The organism is Pseudomonas sp. GW821-FHT09H03 (assembly GCF_059415945.1).
In genome coordinates this window covers 178,676-199,026 of record NZ_JBWKOF010000012.1, presented here as the reverse complement: position 1 = coordinate 199,026, position 20,351 = coordinate 178,676, and the positions used below count along the sequence as shown (strand labels likewise).

Below are 20,351 nucleotides of genomic sequence, written 5' to 3'. Positions count from 1 at the left end.
ATGAGCCCATCAATCGCTATCTGGATAAACTCTTGCTGGCGCGGACATAAGCCGCGGATCGATTCATATCGGAAGCATCTACAACATCAAAGAGATCGATGGCCTGGTGAAGTCCTTGCCCAGGGAGCTGCCGATCTACCTGACACGCAACCAGGACGGCAATCTGGTGATCAACTCGATGCCGCAAAAGTCTGCGAAAAGGCGACCGACACTGCGCGCTGAGCTTCCCTTCAGGAACGAAATCAACGACTAAAACTCAGTTTGAAAGTCGCATTTGCGCAGCGGCTTACAGACTGATCACGCAATGATTACAAAATTTCTACATTTGAGCCTTCATGATTGGTGCCGTTCATACGTCTACTTATTCAAGAGCTATTCAAGCGCCCGTTTTTCCGACCTGGCTCTCAAAAAGGAGTTTTGCAATGTACAACTCGCAACTGCCAACGGACGGTAGCAACGCGCCAAAGGGTACTTCCATGGAAGTCGGCGTATACGAGCCGCGTATCGAGCGCCACGGCAACGAGCGGATCCGAAGCCTGCTCAAGAGCTTTGGCCTGCGCACCAGTCTGATTCGCCTGAAGGTCATCGATGCCCTGCTCAGCGCCGCCGAAAGCGAGCGCAGCCTGGGCGTGCGCGGTGTTCACAGCCACTTGCTGGACCTGGATATTCCCCTGTCCTTTTTAAGCGTGCGTGAAGTGCTCAAGCGCCTGTGCAGTGAGGGTGTGATTGTCCTCAATCCGGACAAGAGCTACAGCCTGCATCCACAGGCTGCCGCCATTCTGCACCGGGACTGATCAGGCCCGGCCCTGCTCAGGGCTTGACCTTGCGGCGCATCATGCCATTGATGACCACCACGATAACCGCCACGCCGATGGCGATGTACTGGAACAGTTTCTCGCTGATGACGCCGGTGTTCTGCAACCAGGAAAGGCCAAACATGATCGCCAGTACCACCAGGGAGATCAGAATCGAGTATTTCAAACGTTGCGACTGAGTCATTGCGGGTTCCTGAAAAGCTGAAAAATGGTTCGGGTCTGTGTTAAAGGCATGCCATTGATTTGGCTAAGGGCCTGAGCAGCTAAGTGGATGGTGTGGATTAGGGGTTTGTGTGGATAAAGGGGCTTTTGTGGCGAGGGGGCTTGCCCCCGCTGGGCTGCGAAGCGGCCCCCAAAAAAATGGGACTGCTGCGCAGTCCAACGGGGGCAAGCCCCCTCGCCACAGGCAAGCCCCCTCGCCACAACAGCCCCGGCGTCTGCCGTTGCCCCACACCGGGTTCTGCGAAAGGCGCTCATGTTACAGCCGATGGCACGTTTTGGCTTTACCGCATCGATAATCTGTCAGAGCCCCGCTGTCAGATTTGTAATCTTTCCCTCATCCAGCTGACAGCGTTGATCTACGATAATCAATGCCGCTGCCTTTGTATCAATTCGAAACAATCCTGCGATGCCTGACTGGAAAAACGGGTCAGAATGCATTTTTTTGCCCGCCACAACGAGACACTTCCCATGCGAACCCACCTGCGTCTGATCGCCCTGAGCGCCCTGTTCATCTCCTCCCTGGCCCAGGCCGCCGACCTGATTCCGATCGAAGTGCACCGCGACGCCAATTGTGGCTGCTGCAAAAAGTGGATCACCCACCTGCAAGACAATGGCTTCAAGGTCCAGGACCACGTCGAAACCAACATGAGCGAATTCAAGCAACAGCACGGTGTGCCGCCGCGTCTGTCGTCCTGCCACACCGCATTGATCAACGGCAAGTTCGTCGAGGGTCATGTGCCGGCCGATCAGGTCAAGGCATTGAGCAAGCGCGATGATCTGCTGGGTGTCGCCGCTCCCGGCATGCCCATGGGGTCGCCCGGCATGGAAATGGACGGCAAAAGCGATGCCTATCAGGTTATCGGCCTGAAAAAGGACGGCACTGACACGGTGGTAGCGGACTACCCCGCCCATTGATGTCGGGGGCATACATCGGGCTGTTCTTCGCCGCGTTCGGTGCGGCGACGCTGTTGCCGTTGCAGTCCGAAGCACTGCTGGTGGGGTTGTTGCTCAGCGATCACTACTGGCTCTGGGCATTGCTGAGCGTGGCGACATTGGGCAACGTCATGGGTTCGCTGCTTAACTGGTGGCTGGGGCGCGGCATCGAACGGTTTCGCGAGCGCCGCTGGTTCCCGGTCAGCCCGGCACATCTGGAAAAGGCGCGGACTCATTATCAGCGCTACGGCCACTGGTCGTTGCTGCTGAGCTGGCTGCCGATCATCGGCGACCCGCTGACCCTGGTGGCCGGGGTGATGCGCGAGCCGTTGGGGCGTTTTCTGTTGATCGTGACAATAGCCAAAGGCGCCCGCTATGGGGTACTGGCCCTGGCAACGCTGGGCTGGATGGGTTGAACCAATAGGGTTGGCGATTGCCTGTGATTAATGTCGCCCTAATCGTGCCGATCCAGAATCGGCGGACGTTCTATGGAGTTCACCCATGTCGCTTTTCTTTTCCCGCTGGTTGCCCGGGCTCTTTCTGAGCGCTGCGTTACCCGTCGTCGCCCATGCCGAAGGGCCGGAATATGGCCCCGAACTGCAAGGTTTCGAGTACCCCTACACGCTCAAGCATTTCGCCCTTGAATCCCAGGGCCAGTCTTTGCAGATGGGCTACATGGACGTCGCGGCCCACGGCAAGGCCAATGGTCGCAGCGTGGTATTGATGCACGGCAAGAATTTCTGCGGCGCCACCTGGGACAGTTCGATCAAAGCCCTGAGCGATGCCGGCTACCGGGTCATCGCCCCGGACCAGATCGGCTTCTGCACCTCCAGCAAACCGCAGCACTACCAATACAGCTTCCAGCAACTGGCGAACAACACCCAGCAATTGCTCAAGGCCCTGGGCATCCAGAAAGCAACCCTGTTGGGGCATTCCACCGGTGGCATGCTCGCCACCCGCTATGCTCTGCTGTTTCCCGAACAGGTCGAGCAACTGGCCCTGGTCAACCCCATTGGCCTCGAAGACTGGAAAGCCCTCGGTGTGCCCTACCGCACCGTGGATCAATGGTACGAGCGCGAACTCAAGCTCAGCGCCGACGGCATCCGCACCTATGAACGCAACACCTATTATGGTGGCCGCTGGAAGCCGGAATTCGATCGCTGGGTGGACATGCTCGCCGGCCTGAACAAAGGCCCGGGGCATACGCAAGTGGCGTGGAATTCGGCGTTGATCTACGACATGATTTTCACTCAACCGGTGTACTACGAATTCCCCAACCTGAAAATGCCGACCCTGTTGTTGATCGGCACCTCTGACACCACCGCCATCGGCAGCGACATTGCCTCACCCGAGGTCAAGGCGAAGCTGGGGCATTACGACGTGCTCGGCAAACAAGTGGCCAAACTGATTCCGCAGTCGACCCTGGTCGAGTTCCCCGGCATGGGCCATGCGCCGCAGATGGAAGAGCCGGAGCAGTTCCATCAGGCCTTGCTGGCCTGGCTGAGCAAAACCAACCCCGTGCCGGAGTGAGGTAACGCGAATGACTGTGCAGATTGCCGTGCTGGATGATTGGCAGGATGTGGCCCGGGGAGTGGTGGACTGGTCAGTGCTGGACGCCATCGGCCAGGTGAGTTTTCTCCACGACTACCCTGTCGACAACGAAAGCCTGGCCCGGCGCCTCGGGGAGTTTGAAGTGATCTGCGTGATGCGTGAGCGCACCCGTTTCGATGAAGACCTGTTGCGACGTCTGCCCAAGCTCAAGTTGCTGGTGACCGGCGGCATGCGCAACGCCGCCCTCGACCTCAAGGCTGCTGCTGCACTGGGTATTGAGGTCAGTGGCAGCGACAGCTACAAACATGCCGCGCCGGAATTGACCTGGGCCCTGATCATGGCGGCGACTCGCAATCTGGTGGTCGAAGCCAATGCCTTGCGCGCCGGCCGCTGGCAGCAAGGACTGGGTGGCGACCTGCACGGCAAGACCCTGGCGATACTCGGTCTTGGCAGTATTGGCCAACGTGTTGCGCAATTCGGTCAGGTGTTCGGCATGCGGGTGATCGCCTGGAGCGAAAACCTCACGGCAGAACGCGCGGCGCAGGTCGGCGTAACCTGCGTCAGCAAGCAGGAACTGTTCGAACAGGCCGACGTACTGTCGGTGCATCTGGTACTCAGCGAGCGCAGCCGGGGTCTGGTCGATGCTCAGGCCCTGGGCTGGATGAAACCCACGGCGCTGCTGGTGAACACCGCTCGCGGGCCGATTGTCGATGAGGCGGCGCTGATCAAGGCCCTGCAAAAACAGCGGCTGGCCGGCGCGGCGCTGGATGTCTTCGAGCATGAGCCCTTGCCCGCGAATCACCCGTTCCGCACCCTGGACAACGTGCTGGCCACGCCGCATATCGGCTATGTCAGCCAGCAGAACTATCAGTTGTTCTTCTCGCAGATGATCGAGGATATCCAGGCCTGGGCGGCGGGCTCGCCGGTGCGCTTGTTGGGTTGATTACCCGGCACATTCAACAGCTTTGCAGCGACTCCCGGCCCCTTCACGAGCAAGCCTGCCCCCACAGGGGATTTACGCAAGACACAAAATCTGTGGCTACTGAAGATCCCATGTGGGAGCGGGCTTGCTCGCGAAGAGGGCATCACCGGCAATGACGCTGCTGAACGCTGATAAAGGTGTAACGCTGCGATGTGTACTTTCCTTAAAACAACACCAGAACGAATGAATAATTATCCATTGTGCGGTGTTCATCTTTCATGACCGATGAAAATCTACGCAGGGCCAGGGTCTTTCACTTTTACAGCCTGCTTGATGTCTCAATCTTGCGCTGCATGTTGCCGGGGCGCGACCCGATCTGAAACGTATTCACCTGTGGAGCTTTGCCCATGAACATCCGTTTCGCTGCATTGGCTACCCCGCTGTTCCTGGCCGTCGCCTTGTGCGGTTCCCTGGCGCTGGCCAATGGTGGTGGCGGTGAAGACGACGAGGCACCGGCCAGCCCAAACTGCCCCAAAGGCCAGGTCTTCGACTCCCGGGCACAGAAATGCGTCAGGCAAACCAGCAGCCTGGTGCCGGATGAAGACCGCACCCACTATGCCTGGCAACTGGCCAAAGACGGTCGCTACGAAGAAGCCCTGGCCCTGCTCGACACCCTGAAGAACCCGAACACTGCCAAAGCCCTCAACTATCGCGGCTACGCTACGCGTAAACTGGGGCGTACCGACGAGGGCATCGGCTACTACCTGCAATCGGTCAAGCTCGACCCGCAGTACGCGCAAGTGCGCGAATACCTCGGTGAGGCTTATGTCATCAAAGGCCGCCTGGACCTGGCGCAGGAACAGTTGCAGCAGATCAAAGCCATCTGCGGCGATACCCGTTGCGAGGAATACCAGGACCTGGCCGAAGCCATCAACGATTCATCGAAAACCTGACTCCCCGAGCGGACGGAGGTCTACATCGCCAGCGATCAGGCCATACGAGCAGCACTCAATCAGCACCTGGCGCGTTTGTGGCGCTACGGCCTGCTGCTGTCCCGGCAACGGCATGTTGCCGATGACCTGGTGCAGGCGACCTGCGTGCGCGCACTGGAACGGGCCGGGCAGTTCGTGTCGGGCACGCGCATGGACCGCTGGCTGCTGAGCATTCTGCATTCGATCTGGCTCAATGAAGTCCGCGCCCGGCGGATGCGACTTGGCCAGGGCACGGTCGACGCTGATGAGGCATTGTCGTTCGATGGCGAATACGCGGCGCAAACCCATGTGCTCGCCGCGCAGGTGATCCGCCGCGTCGATGCGCTGCCCGAAGCCCAGCGCGAAACGGTATTCCTGGCCTACGTCGAAGGCCTGTCCTACCGCGAAGTCGCCGAAGTGCTGCAAGTGCCGATTGGCACGGTCATGAGTCGCCTGGCCGCCGCCCGGACGAAGCTGGCCGAATATCCGCCGCTACACGCGGTGCGCAACCCCACCAACGGAGAACGTCGATGAACGCGACACCCTCGGACGAGCAACTGGTGGCCTACCTGGACAACCAGCTCGACACCGAACAGCGCGAGCGCATTGACTCGGCCATCGCCGCCGACCCGATGTTGAGCTTGCGCCTGCAATGGCTCGATCGCAGTAGCCTGCCGTTCAAGGACGCCTACGATGAACTGGCGCGTCAGGCCCCGGTGGCACGCCTGCAAGCGATGCTCGACACCTTGCCGTCCCCTGCCCGTCCCGCGCACAGCCGCCGCTGGTTCCTCGCCGCAGCCGCAGGGCTGGTGCTCAGTGGTGTGCTGGCCGATCGCTTGTTCCTGGGGTGGCAACTGACCCGAGAGAAAGACAACTGGCGAGACCTGGTGGCCGACTACATGGCACTTTACGTGCCGCAGACCCTGGCCCATCTACCTCTCGACGAAACCGCCCGGCACGCACAACTGAGAATCCTCGATGCACGCCTGGGCCTCAATCTCGCGCCGGCCAAACTGCTTCTGCCAGGCGCCGAATTCAAGCGCGCGCAAATTCTTGAATACGACGGCGTACCCATTGCCCAGATCACTTATCTGGACCCGGTCCATGGCCCCATGGCGTTGTGCATCATCCGCTCTAACAGCGGCAGACGGCCCCCCACCGAAGAGCAGCGACGCGGGCTCAATATCGTGTATTGGGCCGATATGGAACATGCCTGGATGTTGATTGGACGTAACCCGACGTCGGATCTGACGGAAATGGCGCAACTGTTGCGCAGCCGCCTCAGCGCCTGACAACGCTCCCCACTTTAATCTTGAAGTTTCATCAGGTCCCGGGCCTTGGGAAACTCACCTGCCAGCAAGGTAAATCTCACCTTGTCGCCAACCACAAAAGCTTCACTGCCTTTGGCCATCGTCTTGGGCCCGATGCGGATCGCCAGCCGCGAACCACCACCGTCATCGGGGATGACCATGGCGTAGAGAGTCGACGTTGCCTCGACCCTGACGGGTCTGATCGCGTCGATGGTGCCCAGCCCGGTTGTTTTTGTAAGGGGCGCATCCATGTCCATGCTCCTGCATTGCCGTCACATTCTGACAGCCCTGAAGCCAGTGAAGGCCAGCGCTAATGAAACGCTCAATCTTTGCTCCTGGCTACTGTCAGACCTGACAGATGCAACGGACATTTTTCGACGGTCGCCGTCTTGCCGAGTTGGTTTTCCGGTAGTGAGACAAATGAGCGAGTGTTTGCCCAACGGTCAGACAACCATGCCTCAAGCGTGGACGTACGCCTGTTTCCGCGCGGACCCTAGCAGTTCTGATAGTGGGCAAGATCAAGAAAAGGGAGGACGCTTGAAATCGGTTATCCGAAAATCCACTTGGAGCTCTAGCAATGCCTCCCTCTACTCAGCATTCCCTATTGTGTCACCACCGGTATGATGCGCTGGACCGTCTGGTCGACAGCACAACTGCCGCGCAATCCGCTATCCGGCGCTTCTACTGCAACAGCCGCCTGGCCAGTGAAATTCAAGGTGCCGTGCAGCGCAGCATCATCCAGCACGACGACCATCTGCTGGCCCAAGCGCAGCGTGAGGGTACCAGCACCGACACCACCCTGCTGGCCACCGACCCGCAACGTTCGGTAATCAATGCGCTGGATACCGCTCAATCCCACCCTGTTGCCTATGCCGCCTACGGCCATCACCCCGCGGAAAAAGGATTACGCAGCCTGCTCGCTTTCAATGGTGAGCGACCAGACCCGGTGACCGGTCATTATCCGCTGGGTCAAGGATATCGCCAGTACAACCCGGTGTTGAAGCGCTTCAACAGCCCGGACAGCTGGAGTCCGTTTGGGGAGGGTGGGTTGAATGCGTATGCGTACTGCAAGGGGAATCCTGTGAATCGAAGCGATCCGACAGGACATATGACGTTATTGTCTCGCTTGTCGATGCTTATGTTCGTCAGCAGTGCAGTTCATGGAGTAGCTGCCTATTTCATTGACGATGAGTTCGGTTCAAAAACCTTCACCGCCGTAGCAGCTATGTATCTCACGGTGGGTACAATACTTGGTGCAGGATCGCTGGGAAGGCATTTTGGGAGGGTCCCTCGACCGATTCGTCGCAACTCCATCCCCTTGCAACCGATGGGTGGGCGATCTGCAAATCGTACAGGTGCCAGCAGTGCACCAGTCCCTGTAAGCACCAGTCGTTCTACAGCTACAGCTACAACTACACCTACAGCAGTTACACCTACACCTACACCTACACCTACACCTACACCTACAGCAGTTACAACTACACCTACAGCACCTACAAGCTCTCTACCCAGCAGAGCACAAACATCTGCGGACAACTTCACGCCATCAGCCCCTCCAGCACCAAACTCAACAAATACTCTTTCCAGCCTACCAGGTTACGATACCGCCATGAGAGCAAATAAGGATATTCGACGACCAAACCCGCTTCGTAAGAAGTAGACCCACACTCACCCCGGCATCGGCAACCACAACCGAAACCTCGCCCAGGGGCGAGGCTTCTACCGTCAGGGTTCTACCCTGGGTTTCCAGCGCCCGGCAACTGATCGCCAACCCTAGACCAAACCCGCCAGAGGCCCGATCCCGACTACGATCGAGGCGATGGAACGGCTCGAAAATCCGCTCACGTTCGTCATCCGGAATGCCGATGCCGTCGTCGCCCCATATCTCACGGCCCCGGTCATCTATTCACAGACGGCGTGGACCTACCCCCGTTGCCACGCGGCCCTAGCAGTTCTGATAGTGGGCAATATCAAGAAATTGGAGGACGCTTGCAGTGGCTATCTGAAAATCTGCCTGGAGCTCGAACAATGCCTCCCTCTACTCAGCATTCCCTATTGTGTCACCACCGGTATGATGCGCTGGACCGTCTGGTCGACAGCACGCCTGCCGCGCAATCCGCCATCCGGCGCTTCTACTGCAACAACCGTCTGGCCAGTGAAATTCAAGGCGACGTGCAGCACAGCATCATCCAGCACGACGACCATCTGCTGGCCCAGGTGAAACGTGAGGGTGCCAGTATCGACACCACCCTGCTGGCCACCGACCCGCAACGTTCGGTAATCAATGCGCTGGATACCGCTCAATCCCATCCTGTTGCCTATGCCGCCTACGGCCATCACCCCGCGGAAAAAGGATTACGCAGCCTGCTCGCTTTCAATGGTGAGCGACCAGACCCGGTGACCGGTCACTATCCGTTGGGTCAAGGTTATCGGCAGTACAACGCGGTGTTGAAGCGCTTCAACAGTCAGGACAGTTGGAGTCCGTTTGGACAAGGTGGATTAAATTCGTATGCGTACTGCGGGGGGGATCCGGTAAATCGAAGCGATCCGACTGGTCACATTTCGGTGTTGACAGCTCTTTCTTTGTCTTTTTTCGTCGTGGGTTCAGCTACTAGCTTAGCTGCCTTACTCATTAAAGATGAGCACCCGTCTACCATGAACAATATGTACCCGTCTGCCGGGCTCCATTTGGCTTCAGCTATGTCATTCGCAGCTGGCGCAGCAGCCCTTTCGGCGTCAATGGGAAACCGAGTTGGGCTGCTCCTTAATCCATCGAGGCGTCGCAACTCCATCCCGATGCAACCGATGGGTACTCGTACAGGTGCCAGCAATGCACCAGTCCCTGTAAGCCCTCCTGTCACCAGTCGATCTACACCTACACCTACACCTACACCTACACCTACACATACACCACCTGCAAGCCCTCTACTCAGCAAAGCAACACCTACATCTACACCACCTACAAGCCCTTTCCTCAGCAAAGCACAAACATCTGCAGGCAACTTCACGCCATCCGCCCCTCCAGCACCAGCACCAGCACCAAACTCAACAAATACTCTTTCCAGCCTACCAGGCTACAACACCGTCGTGGCAGCACGTGAGGATATTCGAGGAACAATCCCGTTTCGTAAGAATTCGTAAGAAGTAGACCCACACTCACCCCGGCATCGGCAACCACAACCGAAACCTCGCCCCCCCCAAGGGCGAGGCTTCCACCGTCAGCGTTCCGCCCTGGGTTTCCAGCGCCCGGCGACTGATCGCCAACCCCAGACCAAACCCGCCAGTGGCCCGATCCCTACTGCGATCAAGCCGATAGAACGGCTCGAAAATCCGTTCGCGTTCGTCGTCGGGAATACCGATGCCGTCGTCGTCGACCCAGATCTCGCAGCCCTCGGCATTGACCTGTACGCCGATCTGAATGCGCTTCTCGCAGTAGCGCATGGCATTGCGCAGCAGGTTCTGCAGGGCCCGGGCGGTCAGGCGCGGGTCGAGGGTGAAGCGCTCCAGCTGGCCGTGTAGCAACACGTCGATGACGATTTGCGGCGATTGCAGTTCTTCGTCGACGCTGCCCAGGATGCTGTCGATGAATTCGTCCAGCGACACCTCAACCTGCTCGGGCAGGCGCACCGGATTCTGCAGGCGGCTGTAGGACAACAACTCCAGCACCAACTCGTCGAGTTCGCGGATGTGCGCGACCAGGCCTTGCAGGCGCTTGCGGCTGGCGGCCGGCAGATCGTCGGACAGCGCCAGCGCCAGACCGAAGTCCAGTCGGGTCAAGGGCGTGCGCAATTCGTGGGACACCGCATTGAGCAGGTCGCGCTGCTGGTTGAGCAGGTTTTCGATGTCGCCGGCCATAGTATCGAAAACCGCAGCCAGGCTACCAATACTGGAGTTTGGAGAGATCTGCGTGCGCTCGCTCAAGTGGCCCTTGCCGAAGCGCTCGGCGGTGCTTTTGAGTCGTTCCAGGTCGCGCCAGTGCGGACGCAACCACAGCAACAGGCAGGCGAGCATGGTCGCGCCAATCAGCACGTTGATGCTCCAGTACAACAGGTTGACGTCCATCGGGTCTGGCGGCACCACCATTTGCACCACGGTGGTGTCGTTGAGCGGCGCCACCGCCAGGGTGCGCCAGCCCCAGTCGCCGACACGTACGACGTTCTCGCCGCGCTGCAGGCGTTGGCGCTCGTCGGCTGTCAAACCGGCGTCGTCATTGCGGCTGAGCACGATGTGCAGCGGCTGGAATTCCGCGTCCATTTGCGCTGCCAGGGCTGGCCATTGTTCTGCGGGAACCCCGTGAAACTGTTTGACGATCAGGGTTTGCAAACCCCGGGAATAATCGAGGTTGTAGGTGACAAAGCGCTCCTGGAACACCCTGACCACAATGTCCGGTACCAGGTAAATCGCGGCGCTGAACGAGACGATCGTTACCAGGTACAGGCGAAAGAGGATTCTGTACATCAGCTCAACATTCCCACTCGGATCGGCTGAACAGGTAGCCCCGGCCCCACACGGTCTTGATCTTGCGGGCTTCGCCGGCGTGGTCGTCGAATTTGCGTCGCAGCTTGGAGATCGCTACGTCCACCGAACGGTCGGTGCCATTGAATTCGATGCCGCGCAGGCGTTGCAGAATCTGGTCACGGCTCAGCACTTCGCCGGCATGCCGGGCCAGTACCACCAACAGGTTGTATTCACCGCTGGACAGTTCCACCAGTTGCTCACGCCAGGTCACGGTACGCTCGGACAGGTCGATACACAGGTTGCCGATCAGGAGACGGTCGTTGACGGTCTGCGGTTCGCTGAGGCTGCTGCGGCGCAACAGGGTCCGCACCCGGGCCAGCAATACCCGCGGCTCGCAGGGTTTGGTGACGTAGTCGTCGGCGCCCATTTCCAGGCCCAGCACTTGATCGTGACTGTCATCCCGGGCGGTGAGCATCAGGATCGGCAGCGTCGCCGAGTCGGCGCGCAGCAGGCGGCAGACTTGCAGGCCGTCGAGGCCGGGCAGCATCAGATCGAGGATCACCAGGTCCGGCGGGGTGAGTCGGGCACGTTCGCGCACAGGGTCGCCACGGCCGATCACGCTGACGGAGTAACCGTTGCGTTCCAGGTAGCTGGCAATCAGTTCGGCGAGGGCGGCGTCGTCTTCGACCAGGAGGATGTTGGGCATGGGGTGTTCCAAAAGGTGCGGTGGTGCCTGTACCGGCCCCTTCGCGGGCAAGCCCGCTCCCACAGGGATTGTGTGAACGCCACATATCCACTGTGGGAGCGGGCTTGCCCGCGAAGGCGGCCTCACAGTCACAATTGAATTCAAGAAGTGCAGGATATACGCCCCCGCCCACACCTGAGTAAAACCCTTACACAATTTCACACAGCACCAACAATGCTTCACCGCTACTCTCGCCGACGCCCGGTAGCATGCTGGGGTCTTTATTGGGGTATGAAATGTCGAAAAATCTGCTTGCCAGGCTCGGTCTGATTGCACTGGTGTTGCCGCTGGCCGCGTGTGACAAGTCCTCGAACGCCGAAGAACAGGCGCCACTGGCCACCGTGCGCATCGAAACCATCGAAGCCCGGCCATTGACCATCAGCACCGAACTGAGCGGGCGGATAGCCGCGCCGCGCATTGCCGAAGTGCGCGCACGGGTGGCCGGCGTGGTCTTGCAGCGGGCCTTCCGCGAAGGCAGTGACGTGAAACAAGGTGATGTGCTGTTCCGTATCGACCCGGCGCCATTCAAAGCAGATTTGCAAAGCGCCGAAGCGGTGCTGCGCAAAGCCGAGGCTAATGCCTATCAGGCCAGCTTGCAGGAACAACGCTATGCCCAGTTGATCGATGACAAAGCCATCAGCGGCCAGGATTACGACAACGCCCGGGCCACCGTGCGCCAAACCGCCGCCGACGTCGCCGCCAGCAAAGCCGCCGTGGAGCGGGCAAAGCTCAACCTGGGCTACGCCACCGTCACCGCACCGATTTCCGGGCGCATCGGTCGCGCCCTGGTCACCGAAGGCGCGCTGGTAGGTCAGAACGAAAGCACGCCGCTGGCGCTGATCCAGCAACTCAATCCCATTCACGCCGACCTGACCCAATCAACCCGCGAGCTCAACGAACTGCGCCGCGCGTTCCGTTCCGGCCAGTTGCAGCAGGTTGGCCAGGCTCAGCTCAAGGCCACGTTGATCCAGGACGACGGCAGCCTCTATCCGCTGCCGGGCAAGTTGCTGTTCAGCGATATCAGTGTCGACCCGGGCACCGGCCAGATCATCCTGCGCAGCGAGTTCCCCAACCCGGATCTCGACCTGCTGCCCGGCAGTTTCGTGCGTGTGCGCCTGGAGCAGGCGGTCAACCAGCAAGGCATCAGCGTGCCGCAGCGGGCCATCCAGCGTGACAGCGCCGGTGTCGCCCAGGTACTGCTACTGGACGACGAACAACGGGTCGGCCAGCAGCCGGTCGAACTGGGCGCCGTGCAGAACAATCGCTGGATCGTCACCGGCGGCCTCAAGCCGGGTGACCGCATTGTCATCGAAGGCCTGCAACACGCACGCCCCGGCGAGAAAGTGCAGATCGACGACACCCCTCTTCCACTCGCCCAGGTTTCTGGTCAGTAAGCAGGACGCTTGTTTATGCCGCAGTTCTTTATCGACCGCCCGGTGTTCGCCTGGGTGGTGGCCCTGTTCATCCTGCTGGCCGGTGCATTGGCCATTCCACAATTGCCGGTGGCGCAATACCCCGATGTCGCGCCACCGCAGATCGAAATCTATGCCGTGTACCCGGGCGCCTCGGCGCAAACGGTGGACGAGAGCGTGGTCAGCCTGATCGAGGAAGAGCTCAACGGCGCCGATCATCTGTTGTATTTCGAATCCCAGAGCAGCCTCGGCAGCGCCACCATCAAGGCCACTTTTAAACCGGGCACCAACCCGGAACTGGCCCAGGTGGATGTGCAGAACCGCCTCAAGGCCGTGGAATCGCGCCTGCCGCAAGCGGTCATCCAGCAAGGCTTGCAGGTGGAGAAAGTCTCGTCCGGGTTTCTGTTGCTGATCACCCTGACCTCAAGTGACGGCAAGCTCGATGACGTGGCGCTCAGCGATTACCTGGCGCGCAACGTGATGAACGAGATCAAGCGTCTGGACGGCGTCGGCAAGGCTCAGTTGTACGGTTCCGAACGAGCCATGCGGGTGTGGATCGACCCGCAAAAACTGATCGGCTTCAACCTGACCCCGGCCGACGTCAATGCCGCCATCGTGGCGCAAAACGCCCAGGTAGCGGCCGGCAGCATGGGCGACTTGCCAACCCGCAGCACCCAGGAAATCACCGCCACCGTGCTGGTCAAGGGCCAGCTGTCGTCGCCCGAAGAGTTCGCCGACATCGTGCTCAAAGCCAGTCCTGACGGCTCCACAGTGCGCATCGGTGATGTGGCACGGGTCGAGATCGGCAGCCAGGACTACCAGTTTTCCACTCGGCTCAATGGCAAACCGTCGACCGCCGTCGGCGTGCAATTGGCACCCGGCGCCAACGCCCTGAACACCGCTACCCTGGTGCGGGCGAAGATGGATGAGCTGGCGCGCTACTTCCCGGCGAACGTCGAGTACAAGATTCCGTACGACACCTCGCCCTTCGTGAAAGTCTCGATCACCAAAGTGGTCTACACCCTCGGCGAGGCGATGCTGCTGGTGTTCGCGGTGATGTTCCTGTTCCTGCAAAACATCCGCTATACCTTGATCCCGACACTGGTGGTGCCGGTGGCGTTGATGGGGACTTTTGCGACCATGCTCGCCCTGGGTTTCTCGATCAACGTGCTGACCATGTTCGGCATGGTGCTGGCCATCGGCATTCTGGTCGACGACGCGATTGTGGTGGTGGAGAACGTCGAACGCATCATGGCCACAGAGGGCCTGTCGCCCAAGGAAGCGACGCGCAAAGCCATGACCCAGATCACCGGGGCGATCATCGGCATCACCCTGGTGCTGGTGGCGGTGTTCATTCCGATGGCGTTCATGCCGGGCTCGGTCGGGGTGATCTACCAGCAGTTCTCCCTGTCGATGGCCACGTCGATCCTGTTCTCGGCCTTCCTCGCCCTGACCTTGACCCCAGCGCTGTGCGCCACGCTACTCAAGCCGATCGCCAAAGGTGAACACCACGAACGGACCGGGTTCTTCGGCTGGTTCAACCGTCGTTTCGAGCGACTGACCGAGCGCTATCAGGGCTGGGTCGCCTATGCGTTGAAACGCACCGGGCGCTACCTGTTGATCTATGGCGTGCTGTTGGCGGGACTGGTTATCTGCTTCAGTCGCCTGCCCTCCTCGTTCCTGCCGGTGGAAGACCAGGGCTACACCATCACCGACATTCAGTTGCCGCCCGGCGCGAGCAAAAACCGTACGGTGCAGGTGGTCGAGCAGATCGAGGCGCACAACGCCACTGAGCCGGGCGTCGGCGACAGTACGGTGATCCTCGGCTTCAGCTTCTCCGGCAGCGGCCAGAACGCGGCGCTGGCGTTCACCACCTTGAAAGACTGGTCCGAGCGCGGCAGCGACGATTCGGCTGGCTCTATTGCCGACCGGGCCAACATTGCCCTCAGCCAGATCAAGGACGCGGTGTCTTTCGCCGTGCTGCCGCCCCCGGTAGATGGCCTGGGCACGTCCAGCGGTTTCGAGTTCCGCCTGCAGGACCGCGGCGGTCTCGGTCACGATGCGCTGATGCAGGCCCGCACGGAATTGCTGGCGGCCGCCGAAAAAAGCCCGATCCTGATGAACGTGCGCGAAAGCGCCCTGGCCGAAGCGCCGCAGGTGCATCTGATCGTTGACCGCAAGCAGGCCAACGCCTTGGGCGTGTCCTTTGCCGACATCGGCAACGTGCTGTCCACGGCCGTCGGCTCGGCCTATATCAACGACTTCCCCAATCAGGGCCGGATGCAACGCGTGGTCGTGCAGGCTGAGGGCGACCAGCGCAGTCAGGTGGCGGATCTGCTGAAAATGCATGTGCGCAATAACAACGGCAACATGGTGCCGCTGTCGGCGTTCGTCCAGGCCAAATGGACCTTGGGCCCGGCGCAACTGACCCGCTACAACGGTTACCCGGCGATTGCCATTTCCGGTGAGCCCACACCCGGCCACAGCACCGGCGAAGCCATGGCCGAGGTCGAGCGCCTGGTGGCGCAAGGCCCGGCGGGACTGGGCCAGGAGTGGACCGGTCTGTCGCTGCAGGAACGCTTGTCCGGCAGCCAGGCGCCGATCCTGCTTGGGTTGTCATTGCTGATCGTGTTCCTGTGCCTGGCGGCGTTGTACGAGAGCTGGTCGATCCCGACTTCGGTGCTGCTGGTAGTGCCGCTGGGTGTGCTCGGCGCGGTACTGGCCGTGACCCTGCGCGGGATGCCCAACGATGTGTTCTTCAAGGTCGGGCTGATCACCATCATCGGCCTGTCGGCGAAGAACGCGATCCTGATCATCGAGTTCGCCAAGAGCCTGTATGACCAGGGCCACGACCTGATCGATGCGACCCTGCAAGCGGCGCGCCTGCGCTTGCGGCCGATTGTCATGACCTCCCTGGCGTTCATCCTCGGTGTGGTGCCATTGGCGATCGCCACCGGCGCCAGCTCGGCGAGCCAGCAAGCCATTGGCACCGGGGTGATTGGCGGGATGATCAGCGCGACCCTGGCGGTGGTGTTTGTGCCGGTGTTTTTTGTGGTGGTAATGAAGCTGGTGCGCAAGCGCCACAAAAATACATGAACAAACATCATCCATGCAGGAGCGACGCTCCGGCGATTTGTGCCTGGCCGCCCCCCTGTAGGAGCGAGCATGCTCGCGAAAAACCAGAGAGCGCCGCGGGCATTCAGGAAACCCGCGTCATCGTTCACGTCCATCGTCGGAACGCCGCCCGGAGCATGCTCGCTCCTACAGTCCAACACGGTCAATTGTAGGAGCGAGCACGCTCGCGAAAAACCAGAGAGCGCCGCGGGCATTCAGGATGCCCGCGTTATCGTTGACGCCCATCGTCGGAACGACGCCCGGAGCATGCTCGCTCCTGCGAAGATTTGTGTCTGGCCGCGCGAATGTGGTCCAACGGATCGCACTGGGCTAAGGTGATCGCACACCCCCAGCCCTTCGAGCGCCCATGCCCTTCCTCGCCCGCACTCACCCTCGCCTGTCCGCCGCCGCCACCCTGGGCGTGGCGGTGGGCATTCTGGCCCCGTCCGACTCGATCATCAGCAAAATCCTCTTCGGCTGGAACGCCGGGGTCTGGACTTACCTGCTGCTGATGATCTGGCTCGCCACCCGCGCAAAAGCGCCGGACGTGAAACGCATTGCCGAAATCGAAGACGAAAATGCCGGGTTGGTATTGTTTGTCGTGTGCATCGCGGCACTCGCCAGCCTGGCGACCATCACCTTGGAACTGGCCGGCAGCAAGGACCTGGAAACTACTCGCAAGCTGATGCACTACGGCTTCACGGCAATGACCGTAATGGGCTCATGGCTGTTGATCGGGGTGATTTTCAGCGTGCACTACGCCCGGTTGTATTACACCTGGGACGGCAAGGACCCGGCGTTGCGTTTTGCCGAGGGTTTGACGACCCCCAATTACTGGGACTTTTTGTATTTCTCGTTCACCATCGGCGTGGCGGTACAGACCTCGGATGTGGGCGTGGCCACCCCTGAGTTGCGCAAGATCGTGCTGGCGCAGTCATTGATCGGCTTTTTGTTTAATACGGCGATCCTGGGATTTTCAATCAACATCGCCGCTGGATTGTTTGGTCACTAGCAGCAAGGTGAGTGCAAAGGCAATCGTATGTGCCATGGCAGACTCGTTTTCATTACCCGCGACCCAAGGTCGTTCCGACTTCCGCCCCGCGCAGATACAACCTTTCGGTCAACGCTTTGGCGCACAGGGCTATACGTTCACAGGCCTTGGCCAATTGTTTGCAGTCGAGCACTAACCCGATCCGGATGTATCCTGCCGCACTCGCTCCGAATGCCTCGCCGGCAAGTACCGAGACGCTGTAATGCTCGAGTAATTGCTGCGAAAACTCTTGTGCGGTCGCACCCGTTCCACGTACGTCGACCATCACGAACATGCCGCCATCGGGCCAGATTGGCTGCAAGCCCGGACAATCGCCGAGGCTGATGCAAACCAGATCGCGGCGCCGCCGGTACTCCTCGCGCATCAGTGCCAGTTGCGGATGCTCTTCATCCAACGCCACTTGCGCGGCTTTCTGCACAAATTCCGGAATACCGAACAGCATGCACATCGACAGATGTTCCAGATGATCAATCAGCGGTTTCGCCCCGATCACCCAGCCTACCCGCCAGCCACTCATGGCGTGGGATTTGGACAGGCTGTTGATGGTCGCGGTGCGTTCGGCCATGCCCGGCAGGCTCGCGGGGCTGATGTGTGCGCCTTCGTACAGTAGCTCGCTGTAGACCTCATCGCTGATCAGCCACAAGTCATGACCAATGCACAGCGCGGCCAATTGCTGCCAGACGCTCAACGGCAGACTGGCACCGGACGGGTTGTTCGGACTGTTGAGCAAGATGGCGCGAGTCCTGGGCGTAATCCGGGCTGCGACGTCTGCCGGGTCGACGCGAAAACCGTTTTGCGCACTCACCGGAACCGGCACCACTTTAGCCGCGCAAGCCCCGAGCACGCCTTCGTAGGTCACGTACATCGGCTCGGCGACGATCACTTCATCACCCGGATCGAGCAGGCATTGCGCGACGCAATACACCGCACACTGCGCCCCGGGAAGGACGATTACATGGTTGGCGTCAACGGCCTGGCCGCAGCGTTGCCGGTGGCGGCGGGCGATGCTGTCACGCAAGCCTGGACTGCCACGCACCGGCGGATAATGGGTGTCGCCGGCCAACAAGCTGGCAATGGCTGCCTGGACGATGGGCTCAGGTGTCGCGAAATCCGGATCGCCGATCGATAACAGCAACACATCGACGCCCTGCTCCCGCAATTGCAGCGCCCGATCATGAATCTGCCAGGCCGCCGCTCCGTCTCCAGCGATTCGTTGGGTCAAGGCTGAATAGCGCATGTCTTTCTCCTGTCGCGCGGGCTCCCAGACACAACCCTACCTCAAATCGCCAAACGCGCCAGCATGACAACCCAATCGACGGACGGCCCCGACAGTGCACACCAGGAGCGGGCCATGCCCGAGCCCCTTTGTTTGCCCCGGCATTTCAGTGTTGCGCAGAACCGTATTGAAAATAAAAACCAGCTGAATCAGCACATTAACCTTCAAGTTCCAGAATGAAAAACACCAGCGACTACTCCTACACACGCCGGCGCTTTTACTGACAGCCATTTCTACAACATCTGGCTAAAGTCCGTCACCTGTAATATCTGACAGGTTCCAAACGGCCTGAATCGCGTTATAAAAAGCCCGTGCCTCCGGCCCCTATCCAGGTGCCTGAAGGACGGCCGCGCGAACCACGCCATCCTGCAGTAGGAAGATTCTGCCGCGCCCACGCCGTCATTGATGATGAATGGGAGATCCAACCATGCAACGCTCCATCAGTAGTTCAGTTCGATCTTCGCCCGCCCTGCCCAACGCCTTGCCACGGGAAAGCAAGCCTGCGAAAAAAATCAAACTCACCACCCGGGAGAAAGAAGTCTTGCAGTGGAGCGCCGCTGGCAAGTCATCCTGGGAAATCGCCCGGATCATCAGCTGCACCGAAGCGGGTGTGAATTATCATTTTTGCAATATCCGCCGAAAATTTGGCGTGAGCTCGCGCTGGATCGCGTTGGTCATGGCGTTGGAACAAGGCTTGATTCGATTGCCTTGAACCGGCCTTGCGCAGTGGTCAGCGTGACATCGACCCCTGTTGAGACATTCCATGAACCCCGCACAAATGCCACCACCCTCACAACCCGAAGCTAGCCATTCAAGTGCCTGTGACGATACCCCCGTACCGTACGGGCACCGCATCATTTCCCCCTTGCGCATCATCCTCGCCGATGATCACCCCGTAGTGTTGATGGGGGCCGAAACGGCCCTGTGCCCAGGATCGGGGTCAGCGTTCTCGATTGTCGCCCAGGCCCATAATGCCGATGAACTGATCAGCCATTTGCAACGCACGCCGTGCGACTTGCTGATCAGCGATTATTCCATGCCCTACGGGCGCTTTCCCGACGGCCTGGCATTGATGAGTTATCTGAAACGCCATTTCGACCACCTGCCGTTGATTGTCATGACCATGATGCGCAATCCTTCGCTGCTGCAGGCTTTGCTCAACTCAGGCGTGAACGGACTGTTTGACAAACGCAGCCCCATGAGCGAACTCAAGCGCGCGGTCAATACGGTGATCAAAGGGAGGCGCCACTTGTGCTCGACATTCGCCACGATTCTGCAGGCCCAGACCTTGCCATGCTCGAGTGTGGCGGTGCCTCGGGTGAGCCTTTCCGAACGTGAACTGGAGGTGGTTCGGTTGTTTGTCCAGGGCTTGTCCGGCCGGCAGATTGCCGCGCAATTGAATCGCAGCGAAAAAACCATCAGCAGGCAGAAAAGAACCGCCATGGACAAGTTGGGACTTGACCATGACGGTGGGTTGGTGGAATTTGCGCGGGTGAGTGGGCTTGGGTAGATAATGACCCAATGAAAATCTATTCCGCTTGTATGTCGTGAACGATTAAACGCTGGATGGT

General features: G+C 59.9%; 21 protein-coding genes and 2 pseudogenes. 16 read left to right on the top strand and 7 right to left on the bottom strand.

All coding sequences use genetic code 11. The features are described 5' to 3' along the window. Positions 1 to 8: 8 nt before the first annotated feature. Both AC07OG_RS18630 and AC07OG_RS18625 read left to right on the top strand, forming a co-directional pair. Positions 9 to 253 (top strand): annotated as a pseudogene (locus AC07OG_RS18630) (hypothetical protein); the annotation flags it as partial. 169 nt (positions 254 to 422) lie between these two features. Next, positions 423 to 794, top strand: a complete 372-nt coding sequence (locus AC07OG_RS18625; RefSeq protein WP_060542913.1) for a hypothetical protein — start codon at positions 423 to 425, stop codon at positions 792 to 794. A gap of 16 nt (positions 795 to 810) precedes the next feature. Here the strand turns inward: AC07OG_RS18625 and AC07OG_RS18620 are convergent, their stop codons facing one another. Next, positions 811 to 999, bottom strand: coding sequence for a hypothetical protein (locus AC07OG_RS18620; RefSeq protein WP_060542912.1), 189 nt, complete (start codon positions 997 to 999; stop codon positions 811 to 813). Positions 1,000 to 1,505: 506 nt separating this feature from the next. Here AC07OG_RS18620 and AC07OG_RS18615 point away from each other — a divergent pair. The 7 genes from AC07OG_RS18615 to AC07OG_RS18585 all read left to right on the top strand — a co-directional run bounded on the left by AC07OG_RS18615 (position 1,506) and on the right by AC07OG_RS18585 (position 6,706). Then, positions 1,506 to 1,952, top strand: a complete 447-nt coding sequence (locus AC07OG_RS18615; protein ID WP_495067739.1) for a DUF411 domain-containing protein — start codon at positions 1,506 to 1,508, stop codon at positions 1,950 to 1,952. Then, positions 1,952 to 2,386 (top strand): YqaA family protein, encoded by a 435-nt coding sequence (locus AC07OG_RS18610; protein ID WP_495067738.1) that lies wholly within the window; start codon positions 1,952 to 1,954, stop codon positions 2,384 to 2,386. Before AC07OG_RS18615 ends, AC07OG_RS18610 begins: the two co-directional genes overlap by 1 nt. Positions 2,387 to 2,471: 85 nt before the next feature. Further along, entirely contained in the window at positions 2,472 to 3,500 is a 1,029-nt protein-coding gene (locus AC07OG_RS18605) for an alpha/beta fold hydrolase (RefSeq protein WP_060542909.1), read from the top strand. 10 nt (positions 3,501 to 3,510) lie between these two features. Next, positions 3,511 to 4,464: a D-2-hydroxyacid dehydrogenase family protein gene (locus tag AC07OG_RS18600; protein ID WP_495067737.1), complete on the top strand. Its 954-nt coding sequence runs from the start codon at positions 3,511 to 3,513 to the stop codon at positions 4,462 to 4,464. 386 nt (positions 4,465 to 4,850) lie between these two features. After that, entirely contained in the window at positions 4,851 to 5,396 is a 546-nt protein-coding gene (locus AC07OG_RS18595; RefSeq protein WP_495067736.1) for a tetratricopeptide repeat protein, read from the top strand. A 66-nt stretch (positions 5,397 to 5,462) separates the two neighbouring features. Further along, a complete protein-coding gene (locus AC07OG_RS18590) occupies positions 5,463 to 5,948 on the top strand; it encodes a sigma-70 family RNA polymerase sigma factor (RefSeq protein ID WP_495067746.1) in 486 nt (161 codons plus the stop codon). Continuing rightward, complete coding sequence (locus AC07OG_RS18585; protein WP_495067735.1) at positions 5,945 to 6,706, top strand: anti-sigma factor family protein; 762 nt, start codon at positions 5,945 to 5,947, stop codon at positions 6,704 to 6,706. The genes AC07OG_RS18590 and AC07OG_RS18585 overlap by 4 nt, the downstream gene beginning before the upstream one ends. A gap of 14 nt (positions 6,707 to 6,720) precedes the next feature. Here AC07OG_RS18585 and AC07OG_RS18580 read toward each other — a convergent pair whose 3' ends face one another. Together AC07OG_RS18580 and AC07OG_RS18575 are read right to left on the bottom strand one after the other, a co-directional pair. Further along, entirely contained in the window at positions 6,721 to 6,975 is a 255-nt protein-coding gene (locus AC07OG_RS18580; protein WP_060542904.1) for a hypothetical protein, read from the bottom strand. A 350-nt stretch (positions 6,976 to 7,325) separates the two neighbouring features. Beyond that, entirely contained in the window at positions 7,326 to 7,577 is a 252-nt protein-coding gene (locus AC07OG_RS18575; RefSeq protein WP_495067747.1) for a hypothetical protein, read from the bottom strand. Here AC07OG_RS18575 and AC07OG_RS18570 point away from each other — a divergent pair. Continuing rightward, positions 7,458 to 8,384, top strand: coding sequence for an RHS repeat-associated core domain-containing protein (locus AC07OG_RS18570; protein ID WP_495067745.1), 927 nt, complete (start codon positions 7,458 to 7,460; stop codon positions 8,382 to 8,384). The two genes, AC07OG_RS18575 and AC07OG_RS18570, sit on opposite strands and share 120 nt — an antisense overlap. An 8-nt stretch (positions 8,385 to 8,392) precedes the next feature. Here AC07OG_RS18570 and AC07OG_RS18565 read toward each other — a convergent pair. Further along, a pseudogene (locus AC07OG_RS18565) lies at positions 8,393 to 8,630 on the bottom strand (ATP-binding protein); the annotation flags it as partial. A gap of 122 nt (positions 8,631 to 8,752) precedes the next feature. Here AC07OG_RS18565 and AC07OG_RS18560 point away from each other — a divergent pair. Next, entirely contained in the window at positions 8,753 to 9,865 is a 1,113-nt protein-coding gene (locus AC07OG_RS18560) for an RHS repeat-associated core domain-containing protein (RefSeq protein WP_495067734.1), read from the top strand. Positions 9,866 to 9,880: 15 nt separating this feature from the next. On the opposite strand, the gene AC07OG_RS18555 is transcribed toward AC07OG_RS18560, so the two are convergent. Together AC07OG_RS18555 and AC07OG_RS18550 are read right to left on the bottom strand one after the other, a co-directional pair. Then, positions 9,881 to 11,182, bottom strand: a complete 1,302-nt coding sequence (locus AC07OG_RS18555) for an ATP-binding protein (protein WP_495067733.1) — start codon at positions 11,180 to 11,182, stop codon at positions 9,881 to 9,883. A 4-nt stretch (positions 11,183 to 11,186) separates the two neighbouring features. Then, positions 11,187 to 11,888: a response regulator gene (locus tag AC07OG_RS18550; protein WP_060542901.1), complete on the bottom strand. Its 702-nt coding sequence runs from the start codon at positions 11,886 to 11,888 to the stop codon at positions 11,187 to 11,189. A 275-nt stretch (positions 11,889 to 12,163) separates the two neighbouring features. Between AC07OG_RS18550 and AC07OG_RS18545 the strand changes: the two genes are divergently transcribed. The 3 genes from AC07OG_RS18545 to AC07OG_RS18535 all read left to right on the top strand — a co-directional run bounded on the left by AC07OG_RS18545 (position 12,164) and on the right by AC07OG_RS18535 (position 17,465). Next, positions 12,164 to 13,321, top strand: a complete 1,158-nt coding sequence (locus AC07OG_RS18545; RefSeq protein ID WP_495067732.1) for an efflux RND transporter periplasmic adaptor subunit — start codon at positions 12,164 to 12,166, stop codon at positions 13,319 to 13,321. 15 nt (positions 13,322 to 13,336) lie between these two features. Beyond that, the gene (locus AC07OG_RS18540) at positions 13,337 to 16,435 is read left to right on the top strand and encodes a multidrug efflux RND transporter permease subunit (protein ID WP_495067731.1); all 3,099 of its coding nucleotides are present in this window, start codon (positions 13,337 to 13,339) and stop codon (positions 16,433 to 16,435) included. Between the two features lie 385 nt (positions 16,436 to 16,820). Further along, positions 16,821 to 17,465 (top strand): DUF1345 domain-containing protein, encoded by a 645-nt coding sequence (locus AC07OG_RS18535; protein WP_495067730.1) that lies wholly within the window; start codon positions 16,821 to 16,823, stop codon positions 17,463 to 17,465. A gap of 52 nt (positions 17,466 to 17,517) precedes the next feature. Here the strand turns inward: AC07OG_RS18535 and AC07OG_RS18530 are convergent, their stop codons facing one another. Then, a complete protein-coding gene (locus AC07OG_RS18530; protein ID WP_495067729.1) occupies positions 17,518 to 18,741 on the bottom strand; it encodes a pyridoxal phosphate-dependent aminotransferase in 1,224 nt (407 codons plus the stop codon). Positions 18,742 to 19,207: 466 nt separating this feature from the next. Here AC07OG_RS18530 and AC07OG_RS18525 point away from each other — a divergent pair, with 466 nt between their 5' ends. Together AC07OG_RS18525 and AC07OG_RS18520 are read left to right on the top strand one after the other, a co-directional pair. Next, a complete protein-coding gene (locus AC07OG_RS18525; RefSeq protein ID WP_060542895.1) occupies positions 19,208 to 19,492 on the top strand; it encodes a LuxR family transcriptional regulator in 285 nt (94 codons plus the stop codon). A 51-nt stretch (positions 19,493 to 19,543) separates the two neighbouring features. Beyond that, positions 19,544 to 20,290 (top strand): response regulator, encoded by a 747-nt coding sequence (locus tag AC07OG_RS18520; protein WP_495067728.1) that lies wholly within the window; start codon positions 19,544 to 19,546, stop codon positions 20,288 to 20,290. Positions 20,291 to 20,351 lie beyond the last annotated feature (61 nt).